Source organism: Streptomyces sp. Ag82_O1-12, from assembly GCF_900182715.1.
In the GTDB taxonomy this organism is placed as follows: Bacteria; Actinomycetota; Actinomycetes; order Streptomycetales; family Streptomycetaceae; genus Streptomyces; species Streptomyces massasporeus.
Map to the genome: position 1 here is coordinate 321,625 of NZ_FXUW01000001.1, position 21,853 is coordinate 343,477.

The following is a 21,853-nucleotide window of genomic DNA, read 5'->3' on the forward strand; positions in this document are numbered from 1 at the left end:
ATGACGGTACCCGTCGGCAATGTCACACCCCGTACACGTCAGGAGCAGTGCATGCGCGACCTCGCCCTCGCTCCCCCGGCCGTGGCGCCCCTGACCGGCGGGCTCGCCGACAGCGTCTTCGAGACGGCGGACCGCGAACCGACCCGGCCGATGCTCGCCCGCCGGGCCGACCCCGTCTCCACGACCTGGGAGGAGGTGACGGCGATCGAGCTGCGCGACCAGGTGGTGGAGGTGGCCAAGGGACTGATCGCCTCCGGGATCGCGCCGGGCCACCGCGTGGCGATCATGGCGCGCACCCGGTTCGAGTGGACGGTGCTGTGCTACGCGCTGTGGGCCGTGGGCGCCGAGGTCGTCCCGGTCTACCCGACGGCCTCGCGCGACCAGGTGGAGTGGATCCTGCGGGACACCGGCTGCGTGGCCGTGGTCGTCGAGGACGAGCAGGGCGTCATGACCGTCGGCTCGGTGTGCGCCTCGCTGCCGCTGCTGCGCCACGTCTGGCAGCTGGACGCGGGCGCCCTGGAGGAGCTGACGGACCGCGGGGAGTTCATCCCGATCGCCACGGTCGACTCGATGCGGCGCATCGTGCTGCCGGACTCCACGGCCGTCATCGCCTACACCTCCGGCACCTCCGGGCACGCCATGGGCTGCGCCCTCAGCCACCGCAACCTGGCCGGCCCCTGCGACACGCTGCTGGCGGGCTGGGGGCACACGGCGGCGCCGCGCGGGGAGCAGGGCTCCGTGCTGGCCTTCCTGCCCTTCTCCCATGTGTACGGGCTGATGATCCAGGGGCTGTGCGTGCGCGGCGGACTGCTGATGGGACACCAGGGCGATCTGAGCGGGGAGGCGCTGTCGTCGGCGCTGCGCACCTTCCGGCCGACGTACCTCTACGCGGTCCCGTCGGTCCTGGAGAAGATCTACAAGAACTTCCTGCGCACGGCGCAGCAGGGGGGCCACGGCGGACTGTTCGAGCGGGCCGCGGAGACGGCACGGGACTTCGCCGCGGCCCTGGAACGCCAGCGGCTGGGCCGCGGCCGCGGGCCCGGCTTCGACCTGCGGCTCCAGCACGCCCTGTACGAGCGCACGGTGTACCGCAGGCTGCGTGCGGCGCTGGGCGGGCGGGTGCAACGGGCGACGTCCGGCGGCTCCCCCCTCAGTCGCGATCTGTCCCTCTTCTACGAGGGCATCGGCATCTACGTGCACGACGGGTACGGCCTGACGGAGACCGCCGGCGGGGTGACGATGCAGCCGCTCGGCCGGGAGAAGTCGGGGACGGTCGGGCAGCCCCTGCCGGGCACGGAGATCCAGGTGGCCGAGGACGGGGAGATCCTGGTGCGCGGCCCGTCGGTGTTCCAGGGGTACGTGGGCGACCGGGCCGCCACCCGGGCGGCGCTGCGCGGCGGGTGGCTCGCCACCGGGGATCTCGGGCGGCTGGACGCGGAGGGCTATCTGACGATCACCGGCCGCAAGAAGGACATCATCATCACCAGCAGCGGCAAGAGCGTCGCCCCACTGGCCCTGGAGCAGCGGCTGCGGGTGCACCCGCTCGTCCACCAGGCCGTGGTCGTGGGGGACAACCGGCCCTGTGTCGGCGCCCTGATCACGCTGGATCCGGAGTTCCTGGCGCACTGGCGGGCCGGGCTGGCGGTGCAGGGCGAGATGAGGGAGGCCCGGGAGGAGAACGCGCTGCGGGAGGAGGTCGCGCGGGCCGTGGCCGCCGCCAACAGTGTCGTGTCACCGTCGGAGTCGATCCGGGTGTTCCGGGTTCTGCCGGAGTCGTTCGACGTGACCAACGGGCTGCTCACGCCGTCGATGAAGCTGCGCCGGGACGAGATCGTGCGGCACTACGCTTCCGAGATCGACGCGATGTACCGGTCACGCAGGCGTCCGGGGCGGCCGAGCGCCCCGGACGAACCCTCGAACTGGGACGATTCCGACAACGTGTTCCGCTGAGCGTGCGACCGGACGAGTAGGCCACGCCCACTCGGGAACACGCAACAGTGGCGACGCAAGAGAAAGGACGACAGCCCTGACGACAGCTCTCGCTGACGCCCGGGCCGGAAAGGCGATATGTCAACCGAGCCGCGTGGGGACGACGCCCTGACCTCCGAGGAGATCCCGAGCCGCACGAACAGCTTCGTGGGCGAGCCGCACGACGTGACAGGTGCGCGGCTGGCCGCGGAGGAGTTCTTGCGTGATCTGGCACGCTCCTCTCCGCCCTCTGCCCCCGAGTACTGGGACGACATCCTGCTGGTGGTGACGGAACTGGCCGCCAACGCGGTCCAGTACGCCCCCGGTCCGTTCGCTCTGCGGATGCGCCGGACCTTCGACGGGGTGCATGTGGTCCTGCACGACACCAGCACCACGGAGCCCGCCCCTCGCCCCTTCGATCCGCGCAGCGGCGGCGGGGGCATCGGCTGGCACCTGATCCACACGCTCTGCGACCAGGTGAGCGTGGTGGCCGACGACCGCGGCAAGGACGTGCACGTGTTCTTGCCCTGGTGAGACCTGCCGTGATGAGTCTTGCCCTGTGGGTCTTCTCATCCTGACGAGCCGGGAGCGTCACGGGCGCTGTGCGCCCGTGACCGGCTCAGACCGAGGCCGTCTCGCGCGGCGGCAGCCGGTCGTAGTAGTCCCCCACGGCCCGCAGGTACTCCTGGTCCCTCGTCTCGCTGTCGGTCTGGAAGCGGGGCGCCGCCTTGGCGTCCGCCCTGCTACAGGCCAGTGTGACTTTCCTCCCCTGTGTGTCGATGCCGGTGACCACTCCGGCCGGCACCAGGACGCTACGGCCGAACACCCAGACGCCGGTGTCGACGACCAGGTGCCGCATGTCGTACGGGGCTGCCTCCCGGTCCACGTGCCCGATCGTGCCGTCGGTCGCGGCGACGGCGTACCCGGTCAGGTCCTGCCCCTCGGTGTGACCGCTGTCCGGCGCGTACGACCAGATTCTGTCGATGGCCACGCTGCCCCATCCTCCCTGGCGATGCGCTGATCGCGATTGCTGCGGCGGACGCCTCGCGCCCGACCCGTTCCACAGCAGCAACTACCCTGCTGCCGCAAGCGCATTCGGCGCACACACCTGCGACCGCGGGCGACTTCCGGCGGGCCGGTCCCGAGGATGTTTCCGGGAGCGGTGCATGGAGGGTGGTTTCCGGGGTAATCGCGGGGGCGCGGTGACATCCGAAGCCCGTCAGTGAAGGGAGGGGCATGAGAATCGGCATTCGAGTCCGGAGAACCACCGGGATCCCCTCGCACCGCGGTCATCCCCAGAGGTGACCAGCCCAGGCCGTAGCACTTGTTGGAGGTATCCGTGCCCCTCGCCCAGAACCCGCTGTCCGTGGAAGTCGAACTGCCCCGGGAGGACGTGGCCCTGATCACGGTCGACGGCTACCTGGACGTCGACACCGCGACCGAGTTCCAGGCCCATCTGGCCAACCAACTCCACCACGGCCGACGGCATTTCCTCATCGACCTCTCGTCCGTGCCCTTCATGGACTCGTCCGGGATGAACATCATTCTCCGGGTGTACCAGGAGACCCGTAAGACCGAGGGCAGCGTGCACGTCATCAGCCCGACGCAGGCCGTGCGGCGCATCCTCGATCTGACCGGCGTCAGCATCACGGTGCCGATATCGGAGAACGTCGACGAGGCCCTGGCCCGTGTCGACGCGGGGCCGGACCTCCCGGAGGAGCCGAACGACTGACGGTCCGGGTCCCCTCGGGCACGGCGCCGGCGAAGACCGGTGGTCCGGTGCCCTCGCTCCGCCGTGCCCGGACGGCGACTCACCCCCTTCGCACACCGGAAACGGCGGGCGCCAACCGCCGTTCGCCCGAACCGGATCTGTTCCCCCGGAGCAGGTGTCGTGCGAGGTCGGCCCATGGTTAGAGTTGTCGCCCGGCAAGTGTCACATCGCCGTCTCGTTGCCAGAAGCGGGCTCGGTCGACGCAACGCGGATGAGGAGAGAACCAGGTGCCGGAGCACGAAGCGGACGGACAGCTCGCCACGCCCACCGACGAGGTCAGGGACTTCCTGCACCGCCGGCGTGAGCAGATCGCCCAGCGGTGGGCGGACGAGCCCTTGTTCCGCACGGTGTTCACCGTCTCGCGCGACGAGGCGGTGGAAGCGGGCAAGGTCATCGTGGACGCGCTGGCCCAAGTGGCCGACTCGGGCCAGGTGGAGGACCCGGACGCCGCCGGATTCAGCACCGTGCGCGAGCAGCTGGGCCGGATGGGGGCTGCGCGCTCCCGTGCCGGGCTGTCCAACACCCAGATCTCCAGCGAACTGGCCGCCCTGCGGCCGCCCGTGGAGAACCTGCTGGCCGCCGACCTGGAGCAGGCGCCACCCGAGCACCTGCGGGCCTGTTCGACCGCGCTGACGGTGCTGACGGGCACCCTGCGGCTGGTGGCCATGCAGACCGCGCTGAGCGAGTGGCAGGCGCTCAGCGACCGGCAGCGGATGCAGCTGATGGAGGTGGCCACGCCCGTCATCCGGCTGTGGGACGGCATCGTGGCCGTGCCGCTCATCGGGACGCTCGACAGCGCCCGCAGCCAGATCGTGATGGAGACGCTGCTGAACGCGGTCGTCGAGCAGCACGCGCGGTTCGCGATCCTCGACATCACCGGGGTGCCGACGGTCGACTCGCTGGTGGCTCAGCACCTGATGAAGACGGTCGCCGCGGCGCGCCTCATGGGCGCCGAGTGCATCGTCTCGGGTATCCGCCCCGCCATCGCCCAGACCATCGTGCATCTCGGCCTGGACCTGGACGTGATCACCCGCGCGAGCCTCTCCGACGCGCTGGGGTACGCGCTGCACCAGCTCGGCGCGGACATCGTGAACCCGGGTGCGGGTCTGCGGTGAACGACGCCCACCCCCGTCCCGTGACCGGCTACGTGCCGGTCCTCCGGCTCGGCGACGTCCTGCTGGTCACGCTCCAGGGAGACCTGCACGACAGCACGGCGCAGCAGCTCCAGCAGGACCTCTCGGAGACCATCTCCCGTACCGGGGTGCGCGGGGTCCTCATCGACATCTCGGGTGTGGAGATCGTCGACTCCTTCCTCGGGCGGGTGCTGGCCGAGATCGCGGCGCAGTCCAAGCTCCTGGCCGCGCGCACCGTGGTGGCCGGCATGCGCCCGGCGGTCGCCATCACCCTGGTCGAGCTGGGTCTGACGCTGCCGGGGCTGAGCACCGCGCTCAGTACCGAGGCGGGCATGGAGCTCCTCGCGCGGCAGGCCCCGGTGACCCGCCCCGGCAGTCCGCGTCAGGAGAGTCCGTGATGCACACCGCCGCGGGCATCGAGGCCTGCCTGCCCATCCGGTCCGACATGGACCTGGTGTGGGTGCGCCAGCACGTACGGCAGGCCGCTGCCCAGCTCGGCTTCGGCCTGGTGGACCAGACCAAGCTCGTCACCGCGGCCAGCGAGCTGGCCCGCAACACCCTGGTGCACGGCGGTGGCGGACGGATGGAGGCGACGCAGGTCGGCAGGGCGGGCGCGCAGGGGCTGCGGTTGGCCTTCGCCGACGAGGGGCCGGGCATCGCCGACCTCGACCTGGCGCTGAGCGACGGCTACACCTCCGGCGGCGGTCTGGGGATGGGGCTGAGCGGTGCGCGGCGGCTGGTGCACGACTTCGACATCGACACCACGCCGGGCTCGGGCACCACGGTGTGGGTGACCTGCTGGGTGGGCCGGCCGCCGCGTCCGCGCGAGGGGGTCTGATGCCGCGCGTGTGGGACGTGCCGGTGCGCGACTCGACCCGGGTGCACGACGCGCAGGTCGCGGCGGAGGGCGCCGCCGCGCTGGCCGGGCTGGACGAGCGGCGCACGGCGGCGGCCGCGCTGGTCGCGACGGAGCTTGCCACGAATCTGCTGAAGCACGCCGAGGGTGGCCAGGTGCTCATCGAGGTCGTGGCTCCGCCGGTGCTGCGGGAGGGCCGGGAGGGGTCCCGGACGGTGCAGATAGCCGCGATCGACCACGGCCCCGGCATCGCGGACGTGCCCGCGGCGCTGCGCGACGGCTTTTCCACGAGCCGCTCGCTCGGCGCGGGCCTCGGCACGTGCCTGCGCCTCTCCGACGACTTCGCCCTGCACAGCGTCCCCGGCCGCGGCACGGTCGCGGTGGCCCGCGTGAGCACGGCACCCCGGGGCGGTGAGGCGCCGGTGCGGCCCGGGGACGGGGCCGCCGCCGGCGGGCAGTGGCCCGACGGCGAGCCGCTCGGCGCGGTGGCCGGCGACGGTCTGACGGGCCATACGGCGGTGTCCGGCGGGGCGCCGGCCTCCGCCGGACAGGCTCAGGGCACCACCGCCGGTCCCGCGCCTGCGGCGGACCGTGCACAGGGGGCAGCGCGGGGGGCATACGAAGCACCGGGCCATGCCCACCTGGGTACGGGCGCGCCGGTCCCTCCGACGGCAACGAGCCGCGCCCTCGACACCGGCACACCGACCCCTCGGGCGCCGGCTCACGGGCTCGCGGACGCAGGCAGCCCGGCCTCTCAAGCGGCACCGGCTCACGGATCAGCGGACGCAGGAACCCCGGCGACCGACTGGGCTCCCCCGACGGCAGAGTCCCACGTCCTCGCGGACGCCGGTGCCGACCCGGCCCGCCGTACGGCACCGCTCGGCGGCTCCCCGGACCCCGGAGGCACCCCGCAGAACCGTTCCTTGCCGGTCACCGGGGTACGGGCCGGTGGGGTCAACATCCCCTACGGCGGAGCCGAGTACTCGGGGGACGCCTGGGCATGGGTCCGGGCCGGGGACCGTGTGACGTTGATGCTGGCGGACGGGCTGGGGCACGGGCCCGAGGCCGCGCGAGCCTCGTCGGCCGCGGTCGCGGCGCTGTACCGCTGGGCCCACCTCTCCCCCGCCGAGTCGCTGGGGCGCCTGCACGAGGCGCTGAAGGGCACGCGGGGCGCGGCCGTCGCCATGGCCCAGCTCGACCTGGCGGCCGGGCGGCTGAGCTTCGCCGGAATCGGCAACGTGGGGGCGCGACTGCACACCGGCGGCACCTGGCGCCACCTGCTGTCGCGGCCCGGCATCGTCGGGGTGCACCGGCCCGGCACCCTCCGCGAGGAGGAGGCCGACTGGGCGGACGACCCGCTGCTGATCCTGCACACCGACGGCCTGCCCAGCCGCTGGACGCCGCCGTCCGGCCCTGGGCTGCCCGAGGCCGACCCGGCCGTGACGGCCGCCGTGACGATACGTGACACCAGCAGTCCCGCCCGGCCGGTGCGGGACGACACCGCCGTGGCCGTGCTGACCTCGACCCCGCCGGAACGCCCATGATGCCCACTTGGCAGATCACCACCGTCACCGACGCGGCCCGCGCCCGCATCTCGCTCGCGCGCCTGGCCGCCGCGTACGGTGTGCCCACCGTCGAACGGACCCGGCTCGCCGCCGCCCTCAGCGCCCACCTGCGCCAGTGCCTCACCAAGGGCGGCACCTGGCGGCTCACCATGAACCTGGCGGGCTCCCCCGCCGAGGAGGGGCTGCTGCACGTCGTGGTGACCCCGTCGCCGGAGACGTGCGCCGCGGGGGAGCCGCTCTGGGAGGTCACCGTCCCCTGCCCCGAGGCGGCCGAGGCCGCCGAGGACGGCACCGTGGCCGACGACCCCGCCGCCCTGTCGGAGGCGCTGCTCGGCGCCGACGAGGACACGGCCGTGGTGCTGGACAAACTCACCGAGCAGGAGGATCTGGTCCTCTTCCACCGCGAGGAGCTGCACCAGACCAACCAGGGCGTCCTGGCCCTGCACGCCGAGCTGGACGCGGCCGGGCGGGCCCAGCGCGAGGCCTTCGCCGCCGAGCGCAGCGCCCGCAACGAGGCGGAGAGCGCCCGGCGCAGACTGACGTTCCTCGCGGACGCGAGCGCCGTGCTGACGGCGTCGCTGAACCACGAGGAGATCGTGCGCCGGCTGCCGGACCTGCTGGTGCCGGAGTACGCGAGCAGCGTCGACGTCTGGCTGTTCGACCACGAGGAGGACAGGCACCGCTCGGCGCCGCATCCGGCCGCGGCCGTGGTCGCGGCCCGTACCGGGCGGCCCCAGTACGCCGCCGACCACCCCGGCAACCTGCCCGGCGTGGAGGACCAGCCGCCGTCGGCGCTGGAACCCGGGCGGCCGCTGCTGTGTGTGCCGCTGCCGACGCGGCGGGCGCCGCTGGGGGTCCTGATGCTGTCGCCGCCCGGCGCGCGCTGGGACCCGGACGACGCCGTGATGCTGATCGAGCTCACCCGGCGGGCCAGCATCGCGATCGACAACGCCCGGCGCTTCGAGCACAACCGCGACATCGCCGAGACGCTGCAGCGCGCCCTGCTGACGGATCTGCCGACCACGCCGGGCCTCAGCCTGGCCGCGCGGTACCTTCCGGCCACGCACGGGCTGAACATCGGAGGCGACTGGTACGACGCGTTCCCCCAGCGGGACGGCGGTCTGATCACCGTCATCGGCGACGTGACCGGCCACGGTCTGCACGCGGCGGTCATGATGAGCCAGCTGCGCACCGCGCTGCGGGCGTACGCCGTCGACGGTGACAGCCCGGGCCGGCTGCTGACCCGGTTGCACCGGTTCCTGCACCATCTCCAGCCGGACCTGTACGCCACCGCCGTCATCGCGCGGTTCCACCCGGACGAGCCCACGCTGACCTGGGCCGCCGCTGGGCATCCACCGCCGGTGCTGAGGCTGCCCGACGGCACCGTGCGCACCCTCGACGCCAAGCCCGGCGCGATGCTCGGCATCCCGCTCACCCAGGAGATCGCCGACCACACGGAGCAGCTGGAACCCGGCTCGACGCTCGCGCTGTACACGGACGGGCTGGTGGAGCGGCGTGCGCAGGGCATAGACCCGGGGATCGAGAGGCTGGCCACGGCGCTCGGCGGGTTTTGTTCCGCGGAGCTGGACGCGGATCTGGAGGGGTCGGCGGACCGGCTTCTGCCCCCGTTGCTGAGCGATTCCGAGCGGGACGACGACGTGTGTCTGTTGCTCTGTCATTTCCAAGGCGGCGTTGGCTCCTGACGGCGGGTCCGGCCGGCCCGGTGTGCACGCGTTCTTCACTCCCGCCTGGTGCTTTTCGGCCACGGTGCGGGCATGGTGGTGATCGACGCGTTCGTCTGCCTGCCGCGTCCGACTGGCGCACCGGCGGGACACACGGTGGGATCGAAAGGGTGCGAACCAGCGATCCAGGGGCAGTCGGAAGGCGTTCGAGGCAGACCGCCTGGAGCCGCAGAAAGGGATGAACACCGTGACACGACCCAGGATCCTGGTGGTTGGCGCAGGCTTCGCCGGCGTGGAGTGCGTCCGCCGTCTGGAACGGAAACTCTCCCCGGACGAGGCCGACGTCACGCTGGTGACGCCGTTCGCGTACCAGCTCTACCTGCCGCTGCTCCCCCAGGTCGCCTCCGGCGTGCTGACGCCGCAGTCGATCGCCGTCTCCCTGCGCCGCAGCAAGAAGTACCGCACGCGGATCATTCCGGGCGGCGCCATCGGCGTGGACCTGAAGGCCAAGGTCTGCGTCATCCGCACCATCACCGACGAGATCGTCAACGAGCCGTACGACTACATCGTGCTGGCGCCCGGCAGCATCACCCGGACCTTCGACATCCCGGGGCTGACGGACCACGCGTTCGGGATGAAGACGCTCGCCGAGGCGGCGTACATCCGTGACCACGTCATCTCGCAGCTGGACCTGGCCGACGCCAGCCAGGACCCCGTGGAGCGGGCCTCGCGACTGCAGTTCGTGGTGGTCGGCGGCGGTTACGCGGGCACCGAGACCGCGGCGTGCCTGCAGCGGCTGACGCATGCCGCGGTCAAGCGCTACCCGCGGCTGGACCCGAGTCTGATCAAGTGGCACCTGATCGACATCGCGCCGAAGCTGATGCCGGAGCTGGGCGACAAGCTCGGCAGCAGCGCGCAGGAGATCCTGCGCCGGCGGGGCATCGACATCTCCCTGGGCACCTCCATCGCCAAGGCCGGCCCCGAGGAGGTCACCTTCACCGACGGGCGGGTGGTCCCGACCCGCACCCTCATCTGGACCGCCGGGGTCGTCGCCAGCCCGCTCATCGCCACGCTGGGCGCGGAGACCGTCAAGGGGCGGCTCGCGGTCGGCTCCGAGATGAACCTGCCGGGCGAGGACGGGGTGTTCGCGCTCGGCGACTCGGCCGCCGTGCCCGACGTGGCCAAGGGGGACGGCGCCATGTGCCCGCCCACCGCGCAGCACGCCCTGCGGCAGGGCAAGCACGTCGCCGACAACGTCATCGCGTCCCTGCGGGGCCAGGCGCTGAAGCCGTACGTCCACAAGGACCTCGGGCTCGTCGTCGACCTCGGCGGCACCGACGCGGTGTCCAAGCCGCTGGGCATCGAACTGCGCGGGCTGCCCGCCCAGGCTGTGGCCCGCGGCTACCACTGGTCGGCGCTGCGCACCAACGTGGCCAAGACGCGGGTGATGACGAACTGGCTGCTCAACGCGGTCGCGGGCGACGACTTCGTACGGACCGGGTTCCAGGCCCGCAAGGCCGCGCGGCTGAAGGACTTCGAGTACACGGACGCCTACCTGACGCCGGAGCAGGTGCGGGAGCAGGTCGGGGGACCCCGGCCGGAGTAGCACGGGCCGGGCGGAAGCTTCCGTTCGTGGCATGTCATGCTGAGATACGGATCTTGGTGTGAGTCGGGAGAGAGTGCGGCGGCGTGAGGGCAGCGGGACGCGCGGTGCGGGCACGACTACGGGACCGGATCGCGGCGTCCGACCCCGGTCTGCTGCGGTTGACGGCAGGGCTGCGGACGGTCGGCGCGATCGCCCTGACCCTGGCCGTGCTCTCCCTGCTGGGGGCCGATGTGCACCTTCTGGTGGCGGGGGCCATGGCGGCGATGGTCGCCACCTTCGCCATCCGGGAGAAGCAGCCCGGGGCACAGGCCGTGACCCTCGCGCTGGGACTCCCGGTGGCCCTGGCCTCGGTGTCCCTGGGCGCGGTGCTCAACACGCGTCTCGTCGTCGGTGACGCCTTCTTCGTCGTCCTGATCTTCTGCGCGGTCTACGGCCGCCGGTTCGGCGACCGGGGCACCGCGCTCGGGCTGATCGGCTTCCAGGTCTACTTCCTGTCGCTGTTCGTCGGCGCCACCCTCGGCACACTGCCCGCGCTGTGCGGTGCCATGGCCCTGGCGTTCTGCTCCAGTGCCCTGATGCGCTTCGCGGTGGTGCCCGCGACGCCCACGAGTGTGCTGCTGCGGCTGCGGCTGGCCTTCCGCGCACGCCTGGCGCAGCTGGTCTCCGCGCAGGTCGAGCTCCTCGACGCCCCCGCGGACGAGATGGACAAGGCGCTGGAGGCCGTACGCGACGGCACGGCGCGGCTCCACGAGACGGCGATGATGATCCAGGACCGGCTGGAGGAGGGCACCCCGGACGAGTCGGCGGCGCGGCTGGTGCAGCGCAGGATCGCGGACGCCGAGATCGCCGCCGAGCGGCTCGGCCTGCTGCTGCTGACCGCCCGCAGCGCCGAGCGGGCCGACACGCTCACCCTGCACCTGCCGGGCGCGGCCGCCCCGTCCCTGTCCGGGTCGGCCGTGCCGGACGAGGCGGGCGCCACGCTCCGCCGCGATCTGCAGGCGCTGCACGCCCTGGTGCTGCGGGCGGGCAGCGGTGACACGGGCACCGGGCTGGCCCACGTGCGCAATCGGCTCCTCGGCTACCGGGACGAAGAGAACCTGCCGCCCGCGTCGGCCGCAGTCCAGGACGTCTTCCGCGGCATCGGTGAGTCGGCCCGCGCGGTGCTCGGGCTGCGGATCGCGCTGGACGGCCCGCAGGACGAGTCGGACGACACCCCCGCGACGGCCCGCTCGCGTGAGGAACTGGACGCCGAGGACGCCGCGATCGACGCCGGCGAGGAAGCGGCGCCGGAGGAACAGACGGGCCTGCGGCGGCCCACCACCCGTGCGGCCGTACAGGTCGCCGTCGGCTCCTCGCTGGCGATCGTGGGCGGTGAGCTGCTGTCCACGCAGCGCTGGTACTGGGCGGTGCTGACGTGCTGGATCGTCTTCCTCAACACCGCGTCGACGGGCGAGATCCTGGTCAAGGGGTATCGGCGGCTGCTGGGCACGGTGTTCGGCGTGGTGGCCGGAATCCTCCTGGCCGGGCTGGTCGGCAAGCACACGTGGACGGCGTTCGCCCTGGTCCTGGTGCTGATCTTCGCGATGTTCTACTCGGCGCCGCTGTCGTACACGCTGATGTCGTTCTTCGTCACCGCGATGCTGGGACTGTTGTACACGCTGCTGCACACCTACAGCCTCGACGTGCTCGTGCTGCGGATCGAGGAGACGGCGCTCGGCGCGACCTGCGGGGTGGTGGCGGCGGCGCTGGTCCTGCCGGTGCGGACGGACCGCCGTACGAACGAACTGCTCGGCACCGTGCTGGAGCGGCTGGCCGAGGTCACCGAGGCCGCGGTGGGCCAGCTCAGCGGGGGGCCGGCTGACGAGCTGCTGGACAAGGCGCGCGACCTGGACCAGGCGCTGGCCGATCTGCGGGCCGCGACCCAGCCGCTGATCCACCCGGTCACACCGCTGCGGACCCGGCGTCACACGGCCCGGTACGTGGTGGCGCTGCTGGAGACGTGCGCGTACCACGCGCGGACGCTGGCGGCGACCGCCGAGCTGCTGCCCACGCATCCCTCGATCGCGGCGGACCCGCGACTGCGCGGGGCGGCCGGGCGCACGGTGCGCAACATCGAGACCATCGCGGTGCGGGTCGCCGACGAGCACGCGGACGCGCAGGTCGAGACCGGGGCGAGCATCGCCTCCCTGCTGGGATCCGACGCCGGCACACCGCGCTACGGCCGCATCACCGACCGCGTGCTGCGGCATCTGGAGCGGCTGGACGAGGCCGTGGTGGGTCTCGCCCGGCCGCTGGGGGTGCCGGTGGCGGCGCCCACGGGGTGAGAGCCGTCCCCGGAGCCGCCCCCGGGGTACGGGCCCCTGCCCGTCAGAAGTCCGTGGGCAGCCCGCTCACCTCGGCGATGCCCCGCAGCTCCTCGGTCTGCTTGTGCCGGTCCCGGATGTAGTCGGCTATCTCGCCGAGGCGGACCGGGTCGGACGCGGTGGTGGCGTCCGTGACGATCCTGACCGGGCCGGTGTCGTCGACGTCGAGTTCGACCACTTCGTTGTCCAGGCGGCCGGTGACGGCGGTGGCGATGACGAGGGCCACCTCGTCACGGACCTCCTGGGGCAGTTCGTCGTTGGCGCCGGAGTCGAGCGCGAAGTCGAGGCTGGACAGGCGTTCCTCGTCGATCGCCTCGAGGACCGGTTCCACCGCGCGCATCAGAAGGCGGTAGTCCTCCGTGTCCATCCGGATGCGCAGGAGGTCCAGGTACGCGTCCACGGGCCGGCCGTCGCCATGCGGAATCTCGGAATCGCTCATTGGCATCGTGTTCCCCGCAGAACGCGGCTCAGACGCGTCGCCACCGAGCCATGGCGAACGAGAACACTCCGAAGAGCACCAGCCCGGCCGCGACGCAGACCAGCAGCCAGGGGCCGAGCGGGGTGTCGGCGAAGGTGCGCAGGGTGTCGTCCAGGCCCTTGGCCTTGTCGGGTTCGTAGTCGATGGCCGCGCGGACGGCGAAGATCCCGGCCACCGCGAACACCAGCCCGCGGGCGGCGCCGCCGGCCACGCCGGTGACGTCCACCAGTTGCCGCGTCCGCCGGCTCATCTGCCCCAGCCGGAGTTTGTCGTGGTACTTGCGCAGCACCGCGCGTACGGCGATCCAGCCGCCGGCCACGACGATCCCGATGCCGGCGGCGCCGACCAGCCACTGTCCGGCGGGTATCTCCAGGACCCTGGCCGTGGCGTCCCGGGACTGCTGGTCGCTGGATCCGCCGCTCTGGTGGCGGCTGAGGGCGAACGACAGCACCGAGTAGGCGACGAAGACGTAGAAGGCGAAGCGGACCGCCGCCATCAGCCGCTTGCGTGCGCTGCGGCCGTCCTTGCCGACCGAGCCGAAGAGCACTTCGGACAGCCGCCACAGCGCCATGCCGACGAGCCCGATGCCCAGCGCCCACAGCAGCACCGCGCCGAAGGGTTTCTGTGCCAGTTCCTGCAGGGCTCCCCCGCGGTCGGCCTGCCGCCCGGTGTCGCCGAAGGCGATCTGCAGGGCCAGCACTCCGACGAGCAGATAGATCACGCCCCGGGCGGCGAAACCCGCCCGTGCCGCCCCCTCGGTCACCGAACCCCGCGCCATCCGGCGGGCCCGGAACCGACCGCTCTGTGCCATCGCACTCGTGTTCATGTCGACCTCCCGGCAGTGCGGATGCCCCGGGTCGGCGTTCACACACCCTCCACAGCCCTCGGACCAGGAGATTCCGCTTCTAGCCGGCATATCGGCGGCGCCGCGGCGCCGCCTCCGTGGCCGGTCAGGACCGCCGGAACCGCGATCCGCGGCCGGCGCTGCCGAGGGCGTGCAGATGTTCCAGCGCGTCCAGGACCACGGTGCCGTCGTGCCAGGCGAGCCAGCGGCCCGCCTGGCCGCCGATGGCGTCGAGGGCCTTCGTCTGGGTCGTCGTCAGTCCGTCGAGGGGCCGGTCCAGGTGGGCCGAGACCATGCCGACGCACAGCCCGGACGCGGTCGTCAGGGGGACGCTGTGGCAGGCCCTGCTGCCCGCCGCGAGGATGGCCTGCCGGGCCGGTTCGGTGAACACCGGAGCACTCTCCACGTCGTGCACGGTGACCTGGGCGAGGTCCCGCGCCGCCTGCGCGCAGGACGTGCCGTCCTCGCCGACGTGGGCGAAGAAGTCGACGAAGTCGTCCGTGAGGCCGGTGTGCTGCTCGATGCGCAGCCCTCCCCGGGCCGGGTCGGCGAGCTGCACATTGCCCATGTCGGTGCCGACCACCGCCAGGGTGGTACGCAGTACGGCCTTCAGGACGGCACCGCGGCTGCCGGACCCGGAGCGGTGCGCCCGGGTGAAGGTCAGGTCGGGTTCCGGCCCGCGGACGCGTTCCGGGAACCACGGCCTCCCCGGCCCGTCCGGGCGCGGCGTGGTCACCAGCACACCGGCCAGCGTGCGCAGCTTGACGTTGTAGCGCTGTGACGCCCGCTGCATCAGCGCGAAGGCGCTCTCCCCGTCGGGCAGCGCGTAGCGCTCCTGCACGATGCCCTGCGCCTGTGAGATCAGCGGGCGGACGCGAGCCCGGGCCCGCAGGTCACGCAGCTCGGCGCGCAGGCGCTCCAGCTCGCCGTCGTCGGCCACTGGCCGGCGGGTTGTGGACATGGGGCTCCCGGAATCTCGATGGCTGTGACGTGAAACGGGCCCGGCCGCGGCTTGCGCCGTCGGCCGGGCTCTCGTTTCGATTCGCCTTCCCCGTCGTGTCAGCGGCACACGCTCATCAGGCGGGCTCCGGGGTGGGCATGCGCTGTGCGCTCGCCGGCGCGGGGGGCTCGGGGGCCGGCGCGGGTGCGGCGGCGAGCCACTGGCGGGCGGCTTCCAGGGCGCGCCGGACATCTCGGGTGCCGGTCGACACGCACAGCGTGTACGCCAGGTCGCGTGCCCTGGCATCCAGCTCCCCCGGTCCGCGGGCGCCCTCGGCGCCCGTCAGGGCCTCGTACTCGTCGACGAGTCGGCGCAGCACGGCGGGGTGGGGCCTCAGCATGGTCGTTCGCTCCTCGTGGGGTCGGATGGTCAGGCCGTCGTGGAGGGGCCGCTGCCCCGGTTGCCCGTCCGCTGCCCCAGGACCTCGTCGCGCACCCGGGCGCAGCTGCGGCTGATGAGGCGGGAGACGTGCATCTGGGAGATGCCGAGGTGGTCGGCGATGCGGCTCTGGGTCATGTCCTCGAAGAAGCGCATGTAGAGGATGGCCCGTTCGCGTTCCGGCAGACGGCGCAGGCCTTCCTTGGCGGACTCGCGGTCCACGACGATGTCGTATGAGGAGTCGGCCGCGCCGAGCGTGTCCGCGAGGCTGTATCCGTCGTCGTCGGCCGAGAGCTCGGCGTCCAGCGACAGGGTGCTGAAGCTGTCCAGCGCCTCGAGCCCGGCGCTGACCTCTTCCTCGGTCAGGCCGGTGTGGGTGGCGAGGTCCGCCACGGAGGGCTCGGGGCTGCCCGGGTTCTGGGTGAGTTCGCGGCGTGCCACCCGCACCTTGTTGCGCAGTTCCTGCACACGGCGGGGAACTCGCAGGGCCCACATGCGGTCCCGGAAGTGCCGCTTGACCTCACCGGTGATGGTGGGGACGGCGTAACTCTCGAAGGCACCCCGGCTCGGGTCGAACCGGTCGATGGCCTTGACCAGGCCCAGCGCGGCGACCTGCCGGAGATCCTCGATCGACTCCCCGCGGTCGCGGAAGCGGCCGGCGATGCGGTGGGCCATGGGCAGCCACAGGGTGACCAGTTCGTCGCGGACGGCCTCCCGCTCGGGGCCCTCGTCCAGTTCCGCCATCCGGGCGAAGAGGGCCGCTGTGTCGGGGGCGTCGTCGTGACGCCGCCGGGTGGCGGTGGTCGTCGTTTCGGCCGTGCCGGGACGATGGGTGGGCGTTTCGATGAGCATGCGGATTCGCTCCTGAACGGTGGTATCAGGGACTGACCGCGGGAAGGGTGCTGCCCGGATACGCCTGGAGGCCTCCGGGGCAGTACTACCGCTCCCGCTGGCGCGCCTCCGGTCCGAAGCACGAAATTGCGTCTGCCCTGGCCCTGGGGGAACAAACTCCGCTTTGCAGTGCAATTTGTTGGGCACCGCTCGCGGGTGGTCAGGACAGGGGTACGACGGCTGTGATGCACTTGCCCCCGGCAGGCAGATCCGACACCCGCACATCGCGGGAGAGCCGGCAGACGATGGGCCAGCCGTGGCCGCCGTGCCGCAGCCGTCCGTGAGGATCGGTGCGGGGCATGGTCACGGGCAGGGCGTCGCTGCGGTCGCTCACCGAGAGGCGTACACCGGGGCCGTCGACGTCCACCTGGAAGTCGGTCACACCGCCACCGTGCAGAATCGCGTTGGTCGTCAGTTCCGATACGACGAGCAGGGCGTCGGACAGGGCGTCCGTGTCGCACGGGGTGTGTGTGGCCCGGCAGCGTTCGGCCACGGCTCGCTCCACCGCTCGGCGCGCCTCGGCGGGTTTGCCGGGCCGGGTGCGGTGGGCGCCGGGCGGCCCGAGTACGGATTCGATCATGTGCTCGTCGCACATTCTGCAGCTCCCTGACAGCACGAACGGATACCGGGTCCGCACCGCGTACCGGGCGCCCGCACGGGGTCTGCCCGGGGTCCACGGACCCACTGCTTGCTCCACCTGACACGGCGTTCGGGACGCGCACCGCGCGAGCGCCGCGGTCATACTCTTCGGCTCACCTTTCCCCGCATCTGCAAACCTCGGGTGCGGCCGGAAGACCCGAAAACACCTCGAACGGTCGTGGGCCGGTGCCATCTCCGGCCGCTGGGCGGGTACGCGGTGTGCATGACCGATGTGGTGGATTCGGACGAGCTGCTGCGGCGTATCCGGCGTGCGAGGGATTGCGCGGTGCGGGAGGAACGGACGTGGCGGACCAGGAGCGAGGAGCTGGACGCGACCGACCCGCAGGGGGCCCGGGACGCGACCGTGCGGCAGATGTCCTACGAGGCGGTGCTGCGGGTGCTGGACGAGATCGTGACTCCGGGCAGGCACGTGCCGGAGCACTGACCGGGCGGAGGCCGGTGCCCGTGCGGGCGGTGCCCCGCTGCCCGGCGTCATCGACCTCACCGGACTCGGGATCACGGGCTTCCAGGCGACGGACTGGCTGCGGGAGCACCGGCACATCGACGCCCACCTGGTGGACCACCGCCGCATCAGCGCGCGGATCACCCAGGGCGACGACCGGGAGACCACCGGGCAGCTGCTGAAGGCGCTGCGGGACCTCGCGCGCGGCGCGCCCGACCTGCCCAGGGCGCCGCGGGTGGAGGTGCCGTCCCCGGCGGCGCTGCGGATGGAGCAGGCGGTGCTCCCCCGGGACGCCTTCTTCGGTCCGGCCGAGTCCGTGCCGGCGGCCGAGGCGGCGGGGCGGACCGCTGCCGAGATCATCACGCCATATCCCCCGGGCATCCCCGCGGTCCTCCCGGGCGAGCGCCTGACGGATCCGGTGCTCGCGTACCCGCGGTCGGGGGCTCGACGTGGGCCTGAACCTGCCCGACCCGGAGGACCCTGTGCTGGAGACGATCCGGGTGCTCGCGGAGTGACCCGGAAGTGAGACGGGTCACGCAACCGGGCCCCGGCTGCGCGCACACCCTCTAGATGGTTTACCGTTCATTCATACGTGGTGACGGAGTCGACCCCTTGTCCTCCGTGCGTCACCGCAGTACGGCCCTGGCTGGTCTCCCCCGTCCAGCCAGGGCTTTTTCATGCCCGGACGGTCCGTCACAAGAAGTCTCGTACGCCGAGGTGCCCAAGGCCCCACCAGCGGCTGAAATGGGATTGGGGACAGCACCGCAGTCGACCGCCCGGCGAGGAGCTCCGCATGACCAAAGCGATCAAACTCCTGACCGCCCTGCCTCCGCCGCAACGGCAGCGCCTGATGACGCTCGCCCGGGAGGTGTCCTTCCCCGAGGACGCCCGGATCTTCGAGGCGGACGGCCCGGCCGACCGCTTCTGGGTCATCCGCTCCGGCGCCGTCTCCCTGGACCAGCAGGTGAACTCTCTGCAGCGGGTGACCGTGGCCAGCCTCGGCGCGGGCGACCTGCTCGGCTGGTCATGGCTGTTCCCGCCGTACACCTGGGACTTCGGCGCGGTGGCCTTCAGTCCGGTGCGGGCCTACGAGTTCGACGCGCAGGCCGTACTGAACCTGTGCGAGGAGGAGCCGGAGCTCGGGGTGATGCTGGTGCGCAACGTCGCCGAGGTGCTCGCGCACCGGCTGGAGATGACCCGGGGCAAGCTGATGGAGCAGTACACCCTGCACCGGCGGGGGGCGCTGTGAGACGTCAGACGCGGTAGCGCCGCAGCGCCGGGACGGCAGCGGCCAGCACCAGCATCACCGCGACGACCAGGAACCCACCGCCCGCGACGGCGGTGCGGGGACCGAAGGCGGAACCCGCGGTGCCGTGCAGCACGTCGGCCAGACGGGGGCCGCCCGCCACGACGACGGTGAACACCCCCTGCATGCGCCCGCGCATCTCGTCGGTGGCGGCGGACAGCAGGATCGCCCCGCGGAAGACCATGGAGACCATGTCGGCCACCCCGGCCAGGGCGAGGAACGCCACCGCGACCCAGAGGTTGCGGCTCAGCCCGAAGCCCGCGACGGCCGCACCCCAGGCGGCCACCGCCCCGATCACCATCCAGCCGTGCCGCCGGGCCCGGGAGAAGGTGCCGGAGAACAGCCCGCCCAGCACGGCGCCGATGGGGATCGCCGCGAACAGCAGACCCAGCGCGAGGCCTTCGCCGTACGGGGCGTAGGTCTGGGAGGCGAGCTGCGGGAACAGGGCGCGGGGCATGCCGAGGACCATGGCGATGATGTCGGCGAGGAACGACAGCAGCAGCACCGTGTGCCCGGAGATGTAGCGAAAACCGGCGGCGATCTCCTTCACGCCCGCGCGCCGCACCGCCGTGCCGGCCAGGGGCGGCAACGATGGCAGCCGGTACACCGCCCACACCGTCACGCACAGGGCCAGGGCGTCGATGAGGTACAGCTCGGGCAGCCCGATGACGGGGATGAGAGCGCCGGCGAGCAGCGGTCCCGCCACCTGCCCGGTCTGCATCACGGTCGAGCCGAGGGCGCCCGCGGCGGGCAGCTCGTCCTCGGGGACCAGCCGGGCTATGGAGGCGTTGCGGGCCGGCGCGTTGAGGCCCCAGAAGGCCTGCTGCACGGCGAGCAGCAGCATGAGCGCCCCCACCGACTCCAGGCCCACGAAGGCCTGGAGCCAGAACAGCAGCGAGGTGACGGCGATGCCGCTGTTGGTGATCAGCAGCAGCTTGCGCCGGTCCATGGTGTCGGCGATCGCCCCGCCCCACAGCGCGAACACGATCAGGGGCACGAGCCCCGCCAGGCTCGCGGCGCCGACCCACGCCGAGGAGCCCGTGATGTCGTAGATCTGCTTGGGGACCGCGACGGCGGTGAGCTGGCTGCCGACGGCCGTGACGATGGTCGACCCCCACAGCCGCCGGTAGGCGGAGCGGCGCAGGGGGCGGGTGTCCATGGCCCAGCGCCGCCAGCCGCGCCGCCGGGGCGCCTGCGGATCGGGGTCCCGCTCTTCGGTCGTGCTCTCGCTCGTGTCCACGCGCCGCTTCCTCGATGCTCGCTACATCTTTCAGGCGGGGATCACTATCGCACCAGCCGGTCCGGCCACCGCGGCCGAGGTGTCAGCTTCCGACGATGAGCACGGCGCCGAGCACGATCATCGTGGCGGCGACCAGGCCGTCCAGTACGCGCCAGGCAGCCGGCTTGGCGAGGAAACGGCCGAGCATCCGGGCGCCGAACCCGAGGGCGGTGAACCAGCACAGGCTGGCCAGGACCGCGCCGAGGCCGAAGGTCCAGCGCAGCTCGCCGTGGTCGGCCGCGACGGAGCCCAGCAGGAAGACGGTGTCGAGGTAGACGTGCGGGTTGAGCCAGGTCATCGCCAGGCAGGTGAGCACGGCCCGGCGCATCGATCCGGCCGCCTCCCCCTCCGTGCGCAGCGCGTCACCGCCGGGCCGCAGCACCCGGCGGGCGGCCAGCGCACCGTAGACCAACAGGAACGCGCCGCCGACCCAGCCGACCACGGTCAGGGCGGCCGGCCACTTCACCACCACCGCGCCGACCCCGCCGACGCCGAGCGCGATCAGCGCCGCGTCCGACAGGGCGCAGATGGCGACCACGGCGAGGACGGCCTGGCGGCGGATCCCCTGGCGCAGGACGAAGGCGTTCTGGGCGCCGATGGCGACGATGAGGGACAGTCCGGTGCCGAAACCGGCGGCGCCGGCGGTGAAGGTGCTGGTCATGGCGTCGACGCTACGGAGGCGCCCCATCCGGGTCCAGCTAAAGATTCTTACGTATCATTAGCACGTGTGATGATGACCGATCTGCCGCTGGACCAGGTGCGGACCCTGCTCGCCGTCGTGGACGAGGGGACGTTCGACGCGGCGGCGGCCGCGCTGCATGTGACGCCGTCGGCGATCAGCCAGCGGGTGAAGGCGCTGGAGCAGCGCACGGGCCGGGTCCTGCTGCTGCGGACCAAGCCGGTGCGGCCGACCGAGTCGGGTGAGGTGCTGGTGCGGCTGGCCCGCCAGGTGGCACGGCTGGAGCACGACGCCTACACGGAGCTGGGGCTGGCCGACAGCGGGGAGCCGATCCGGGTGTCGGTCGCGGTGAACGCGGACTCGCTGGCCACCTGGTTCCTGCCCGTGCTCTCGCGTGTGCCGCAGGAGCCGCGGCTCTGCTTCGAGTTGCGCCGCGAGGACGAGGACCACACGGCGGCCCTGCTGCGGGAGGGCGTGGTGATGGCCGCGGTGACCTCGTCGCCGGACCCGGTGCCGGGCTGCTCCGTGCGGTCGCTCGGGCGGATGCGCTACCTGCCCGTGGCCGCGCCGGGCTTCGCCGCGCACCACCTCCGCGGGCCATGGGAGCAGGTGCTCACGGCGGTGCCCGTGGTGGTGTTCGACCGGCGTGACGGCTTCCAGGACGGTTTCGTCCGCCGGCTCACCCGGGGGCGGAGCGGCGCGAGCGCGCTGCGGCACTACGTGCCGACCTCGGAGGGGTTCGTCGAGGCCGTCGCCGCCGGGCTGGGGTGGGGCCTGGTGCCGGAGCCCCAGGCGGATCCGCTGCTGCGCGACGGCCGGCTCGTAGGCATCGCCCCGGGCCGCGCGGTCGACGTGCCGCTGTACTGGCAGCAGTGGAAGCTCGACTCGCCGGCGCTGGCGCAGGTGGCGGACACGGTGACGGCGACGGCGGCCGAGACACTGCGGGCCTGAC

At 72.6% G+C, this 21,853-nt stretch carries 21 protein-coding genes and 3 pseudogenes; 15 read left to right on the forward strand and 9 right to left on the reverse strand.

Annotated features, from left to right (window positions below; genetic code table 11):
* The first annotated feature begins 51 nt into the window (after positions 1 to 51).
* Both QOL88_RS01590 and QOL88_RS01595 read left to right on the forward strand, forming a co-directional pair.
* Entirely contained in the window at positions 52 to 1,950 is a 1,899-nt protein-coding gene (locus QOL88_RS01590; protein ID WP_097214725.1) for an AMP-dependent synthetase/ligase, read from the forward strand.
* A 117-nt stretch (positions 1,951 to 2,067) separates the two neighbouring features.
* The gene (locus QOL88_RS01595) at positions 2,068 to 2,502 is read left to right on the forward strand and encodes an ATP-binding protein (RefSeq protein ID WP_097214726.1); all 435 of its coding nucleotides are present in this window, start codon (positions 2,068 to 2,070) and stop codon (positions 2,500 to 2,502) included.
* An 85-nt stretch (positions 2,503 to 2,587) separates the two neighbouring features.
* On the opposite strand, the gene QOL88_RS01600 is transcribed toward QOL88_RS01595, so the two are convergent.
* Positions 2,588 to 2,959: a hypothetical protein gene (locus tag QOL88_RS01600; protein WP_097214727.1), complete on the reverse strand. Its 372-nt coding sequence runs from the start codon at positions 2,957 to 2,959 to the stop codon at positions 2,588 to 2,590.
* Between the two features lie 348 nt (positions 2,960 to 3,307).
* Between QOL88_RS01600 and QOL88_RS01605 the strand changes: the two genes are divergently transcribed.
* From QOL88_RS01605 to QOL88_RS01645, 9 genes and pseudogenes are all read left to right on the forward strand, one after another.
* Positions 3,308 to 3,700, forward strand: a complete 393-nt coding sequence (locus QOL88_RS01605; protein WP_097214728.1) for an STAS domain-containing protein — start codon at positions 3,308 to 3,310, stop codon at positions 3,698 to 3,700.
* A 266-nt stretch (positions 3,701 to 3,966) separates the two neighbouring features.
* Positions 3,967 to 4,854, forward strand: coding sequence for an STAS domain-containing protein (locus QOL88_RS01610; RefSeq protein WP_097214729.1), 888 nt, complete (start codon positions 3,967 to 3,969; stop codon positions 4,852 to 4,854).
* Positions 4,851 to 5,270 (forward strand): STAS domain-containing protein, encoded by a 420-nt coding sequence (locus tag QOL88_RS01615; RefSeq protein ID WP_097214730.1) that lies wholly within the window; start codon positions 4,851 to 4,853, stop codon positions 5,268 to 5,270. The genes QOL88_RS01610 and QOL88_RS01615 overlap by 4 nt, the downstream gene beginning before the upstream one ends.
* The gene (locus QOL88_RS01620) at positions 5,270 to 5,710 is read left to right on the forward strand and encodes an anti-sigma regulatory factor (protein ID WP_097214731.1); all 441 of its coding nucleotides are present in this window, start codon (positions 5,270 to 5,272) and stop codon (positions 5,708 to 5,710) included. Before QOL88_RS01615 ends, QOL88_RS01620 begins: the two co-directional genes overlap by 1 nt.
* Positions 5,710 to 6,120 (forward strand): annotated as a pseudogene (locus tag QOL88_RS01625) (anti-sigma regulatory factor); the annotation flags it as partial. The gene QOL88_RS01620 and the pseudogene QOL88_RS01625, both read left to right, overlap by 1 nt.
* 543 nt (positions 6,121 to 6,663) lie before the next feature.
* Positions 6,664 to 7,272, forward strand: a pseudogene (locus tag QOL88_RS01630) (SpoIIE family protein phosphatase); the annotation flags it as partial.
* Positions 7,269 to 8,996: a PP2C family protein-serine/threonine phosphatase gene (locus QOL88_RS01635; RefSeq protein ID WP_097214732.1), complete on the forward strand. Its 1,728-nt coding sequence runs from the start codon at positions 7,269 to 7,271 to the stop codon at positions 8,994 to 8,996. The pseudogene QOL88_RS01630 and the gene QOL88_RS01635, both read left to right, overlap by 4 nt.
* Before the next feature lie 217 nt (positions 8,997 to 9,213).
* Positions 9,214 to 10,581 carry an NAD(P)/FAD-dependent oxidoreductase gene (locus tag QOL88_RS01640; RefSeq protein ID WP_097214733.1) on the forward strand — a complete coding sequence of 456 codons (1,368 nt, stop codon included), beginning with the start codon at positions 9,214 to 9,216 and terminating at the stop codon, positions 10,579 to 10,581.
* Positions 10,582 to 10,664: 83 nt separating this feature from the next.
* Positions 10,665 to 12,905: an FUSC family protein gene (locus tag QOL88_RS01645; RefSeq protein WP_097214734.1), complete on the forward strand. Its 2,241-nt coding sequence runs from the start codon at positions 10,665 to 10,667 to the stop codon at positions 12,903 to 12,905.
* A 43-nt stretch (positions 12,906 to 12,948) separates the two neighbouring features.
* Here the strand turns inward: QOL88_RS01645 and QOL88_RS01650 are convergent, their stop codons facing one another.
* The 6 genes from QOL88_RS01650 to QOL88_RS01675 all read right to left on the reverse strand — a co-directional run bounded on the left by QOL88_RS01650 (position 12,949) and on the right by QOL88_RS01675 (position 17,130).
* On the reverse strand, positions 12,949 to 13,383 hold the full coding sequence (locus tag QOL88_RS01650; RefSeq protein ID WP_031113368.1) for a hypothetical protein: 435 nt from the start codon (positions 13,381 to 13,383) through the stop codon (positions 12,949 to 12,951).
* 28 nt (positions 13,384 to 13,411) lie between these two features.
* On the reverse strand, positions 13,412 to 14,248 hold the full coding sequence (locus QOL88_RS01655; protein ID WP_097222804.1) for a DUF1206 domain-containing protein: 837 nt from the start codon (positions 14,246 to 14,248) through the stop codon (positions 13,412 to 13,414).
* 124 nt (positions 14,249 to 14,372) lie between these two features.
* A complete protein-coding gene (locus QOL88_RS01660) occupies positions 14,373 to 15,227 on the reverse strand; it encodes an ANTAR domain-containing protein (RefSeq protein ID WP_097214735.1) in 855 nt (284 codons plus the stop codon).
* Between the two features lie 115 nt (positions 15,228 to 15,342).
* Positions 15,343 to 15,606, reverse strand: a complete 264-nt coding sequence (locus tag QOL88_RS01665; protein ID WP_097214736.1) for a DUF5133 domain-containing protein — start codon at positions 15,604 to 15,606, stop codon at positions 15,343 to 15,345.
* Between the two features lie 29 nt (positions 15,607 to 15,635).
* Positions 15,636 to 16,496, reverse strand: a complete 861-nt coding sequence (locus QOL88_RS01670) for a SigB/SigF/SigG family RNA polymerase sigma factor (RefSeq protein ID WP_097214737.1) — start codon at positions 16,494 to 16,496, stop codon at positions 15,636 to 15,638.
* A 199-nt stretch (positions 16,497 to 16,695) separates the two neighbouring features.
* The gene (locus QOL88_RS01675) at positions 16,696 to 17,130 is read right to left on the reverse strand and encodes an ATP-binding protein (protein WP_097214738.1); all 435 of its coding nucleotides are present in this window, start codon (positions 17,128 to 17,130) and stop codon (positions 16,696 to 16,698) included.
* A gap of 267 nt (positions 17,131 to 17,397) precedes the next feature.
* Between QOL88_RS01675 and QOL88_RS01680 the strand changes: the two genes are divergently transcribed.
* From QOL88_RS01680 to QOL88_RS01690, 3 genes and pseudogenes are all read left to right on the forward strand, one after another.
* Positions 17,398 to 17,619 (forward strand): hypothetical protein, encoded by a 222-nt coding sequence (locus tag QOL88_RS01680; protein WP_097222805.1) that lies wholly within the window; start codon positions 17,398 to 17,400, stop codon positions 17,617 to 17,619.
* A 34-nt stretch (positions 17,620 to 17,653) separates the two neighbouring features.
* A pseudogene (locus tag QOL88_RS01685) lies at positions 17,654 to 18,152 on the forward strand (Orn/Lys/Arg family decarboxylase); the annotation flags it as partial.
* Positions 18,153 to 18,430: 278 nt separating this feature from the next.
* The gene (locus tag QOL88_RS01690) at positions 18,431 to 18,886 is read left to right on the forward strand and encodes a cyclic nucleotide-binding domain-containing protein (protein ID WP_097214739.1); all 456 of its coding nucleotides are present in this window, start codon (positions 18,431 to 18,433) and stop codon (positions 18,884 to 18,886) included.
* Between the two features lie 4 nt (positions 18,887 to 18,890).
* Here QOL88_RS01690 and QOL88_RS01695 read toward each other — a convergent pair whose 3' ends face one another.
* Both QOL88_RS01695 and QOL88_RS01700 read right to left on the reverse strand, forming a co-directional pair.
* Positions 18,891 to 20,183: an MFS transporter gene (locus QOL88_RS01695; RefSeq protein ID WP_097214740.1), complete on the reverse strand. Its 1,293-nt coding sequence runs from the start codon at positions 20,181 to 20,183 to the stop codon at positions 18,891 to 18,893.
* A gap of 82 nt (positions 20,184 to 20,265) precedes the next feature.
* Positions 20,266 to 20,883 carry a LysE/ArgO family amino acid transporter gene (locus tag QOL88_RS01700; protein WP_097222806.1) on the reverse strand — a complete coding sequence of 206 codons (618 nt, stop codon included), beginning with the start codon at positions 20,881 to 20,883 and terminating at the stop codon, positions 20,266 to 20,268.
* 69 nt (positions 20,884 to 20,952) lie between these two features.
* Between QOL88_RS01700 and QOL88_RS01705 the strand changes: the two genes are divergently transcribed.
* Positions 20,953 to 21,852: a LysR family transcriptional regulator ArgP gene (locus QOL88_RS01705; protein WP_097214741.1), complete on the forward strand. Its 900-nt coding sequence runs from the start codon at positions 20,953 to 20,955 to the stop codon at positions 21,850 to 21,852.
* Position 21,853 lies beyond the last annotated feature (1 nt).

Coding starts and splice junctions, on each gene's coding strand:
- QOL88_RS01590 (WP_097214725.1), top strand. CDS start 52: ATGCGCGACCTCGCCCTCGCTCCCCCGGCCGTGGCGCCCCTGACCGGC.
- QOL88_RS01595 (WP_097214726.1), top strand. CDS start 2,068: ATGTCAACCGAGCCGCGTGGGGACGACGCCCTGACCTCCGAGGAGATC.
- QOL88_RS01620 (WP_097214731.1), top strand. CDS start 5,270: ATGCACACCGCCGCGGGCATCGAGGCCTGCCTGCCCATCCGGTCCGAC.
- QOL88_RS01635 (WP_097214732.1), top strand. CDS start 7,269: ATGATGCCCACTTGGCAGATCACCACCGTCACCGACGCGGCCCGCGCC.
- QOL88_RS01640 (WP_097214733.1), top strand. CDS start 9,214: ATGAACACCGTGACACGACCCAGGATCCTGGTGGTTGGCGCAGGCTTC.
- QOL88_RS01650 (WP_031113368.1), bottom strand. CDS start 13,383: ATGAGCGATTCCGAGATTCCGCATGGCGACGGCCGGCCCGTGGACGCG.
- QOL88_RS01655 (WP_097222804.1), bottom strand. CDS start 14,248: ATGAACACGAGTGCGATGGCACAGAGCGGTCGGTTCCGGGCCCGCCGG.
- QOL88_RS01660 (WP_097214735.1), bottom strand. CDS start 15,227: ATGTCCACAACCCGCCGGCCAGTGGCCGACGACGGCGAGCTGGAGCGC.
- QOL88_RS01665 (WP_097214736.1), bottom strand. CDS start 15,606: ATGCTGAGGCCCCACCCCGCCGTGCTGCGCCGACTCGTCGACGAGTAC.
- QOL88_RS01670 (WP_097214737.1), bottom strand. CDS start 16,496: ATGCTCATCGAAACGCCCACCCATCGTCCCGGCACGGCCGAAACGACG.
- QOL88_RS01675 (WP_097214738.1), bottom strand. CDS start 17,130: ATGTGCGACGAGCACATGATCGAATCCGTACTCGGGCCGCCCGGCGCC.
- QOL88_RS01680 (WP_097222805.1), top strand. CDS start 17,398: ATGACCGATGTGGTGGATTCGGACGAGCTGCTGCGGCGTATCCGGCGT.
- QOL88_RS01690 (WP_097214739.1), top strand. CDS start 18,431: ATGACCAAAGCGATCAAACTCCTGACCGCCCTGCCTCCGCCGCAACGG.
- QOL88_RS01700 (WP_097222806.1), bottom strand. CDS start 20,883: ATGACCAGCACCTTCACCGCCGGCGCCGCCGGTTTCGGCACCGGACTG.
- QOL88_RS01705 (WP_097214741.1), top strand. CDS start 20,953: ATGATGACCGATCTGCCGCTGGACCAGGTGCGGACCCTGCTCGCCGTC.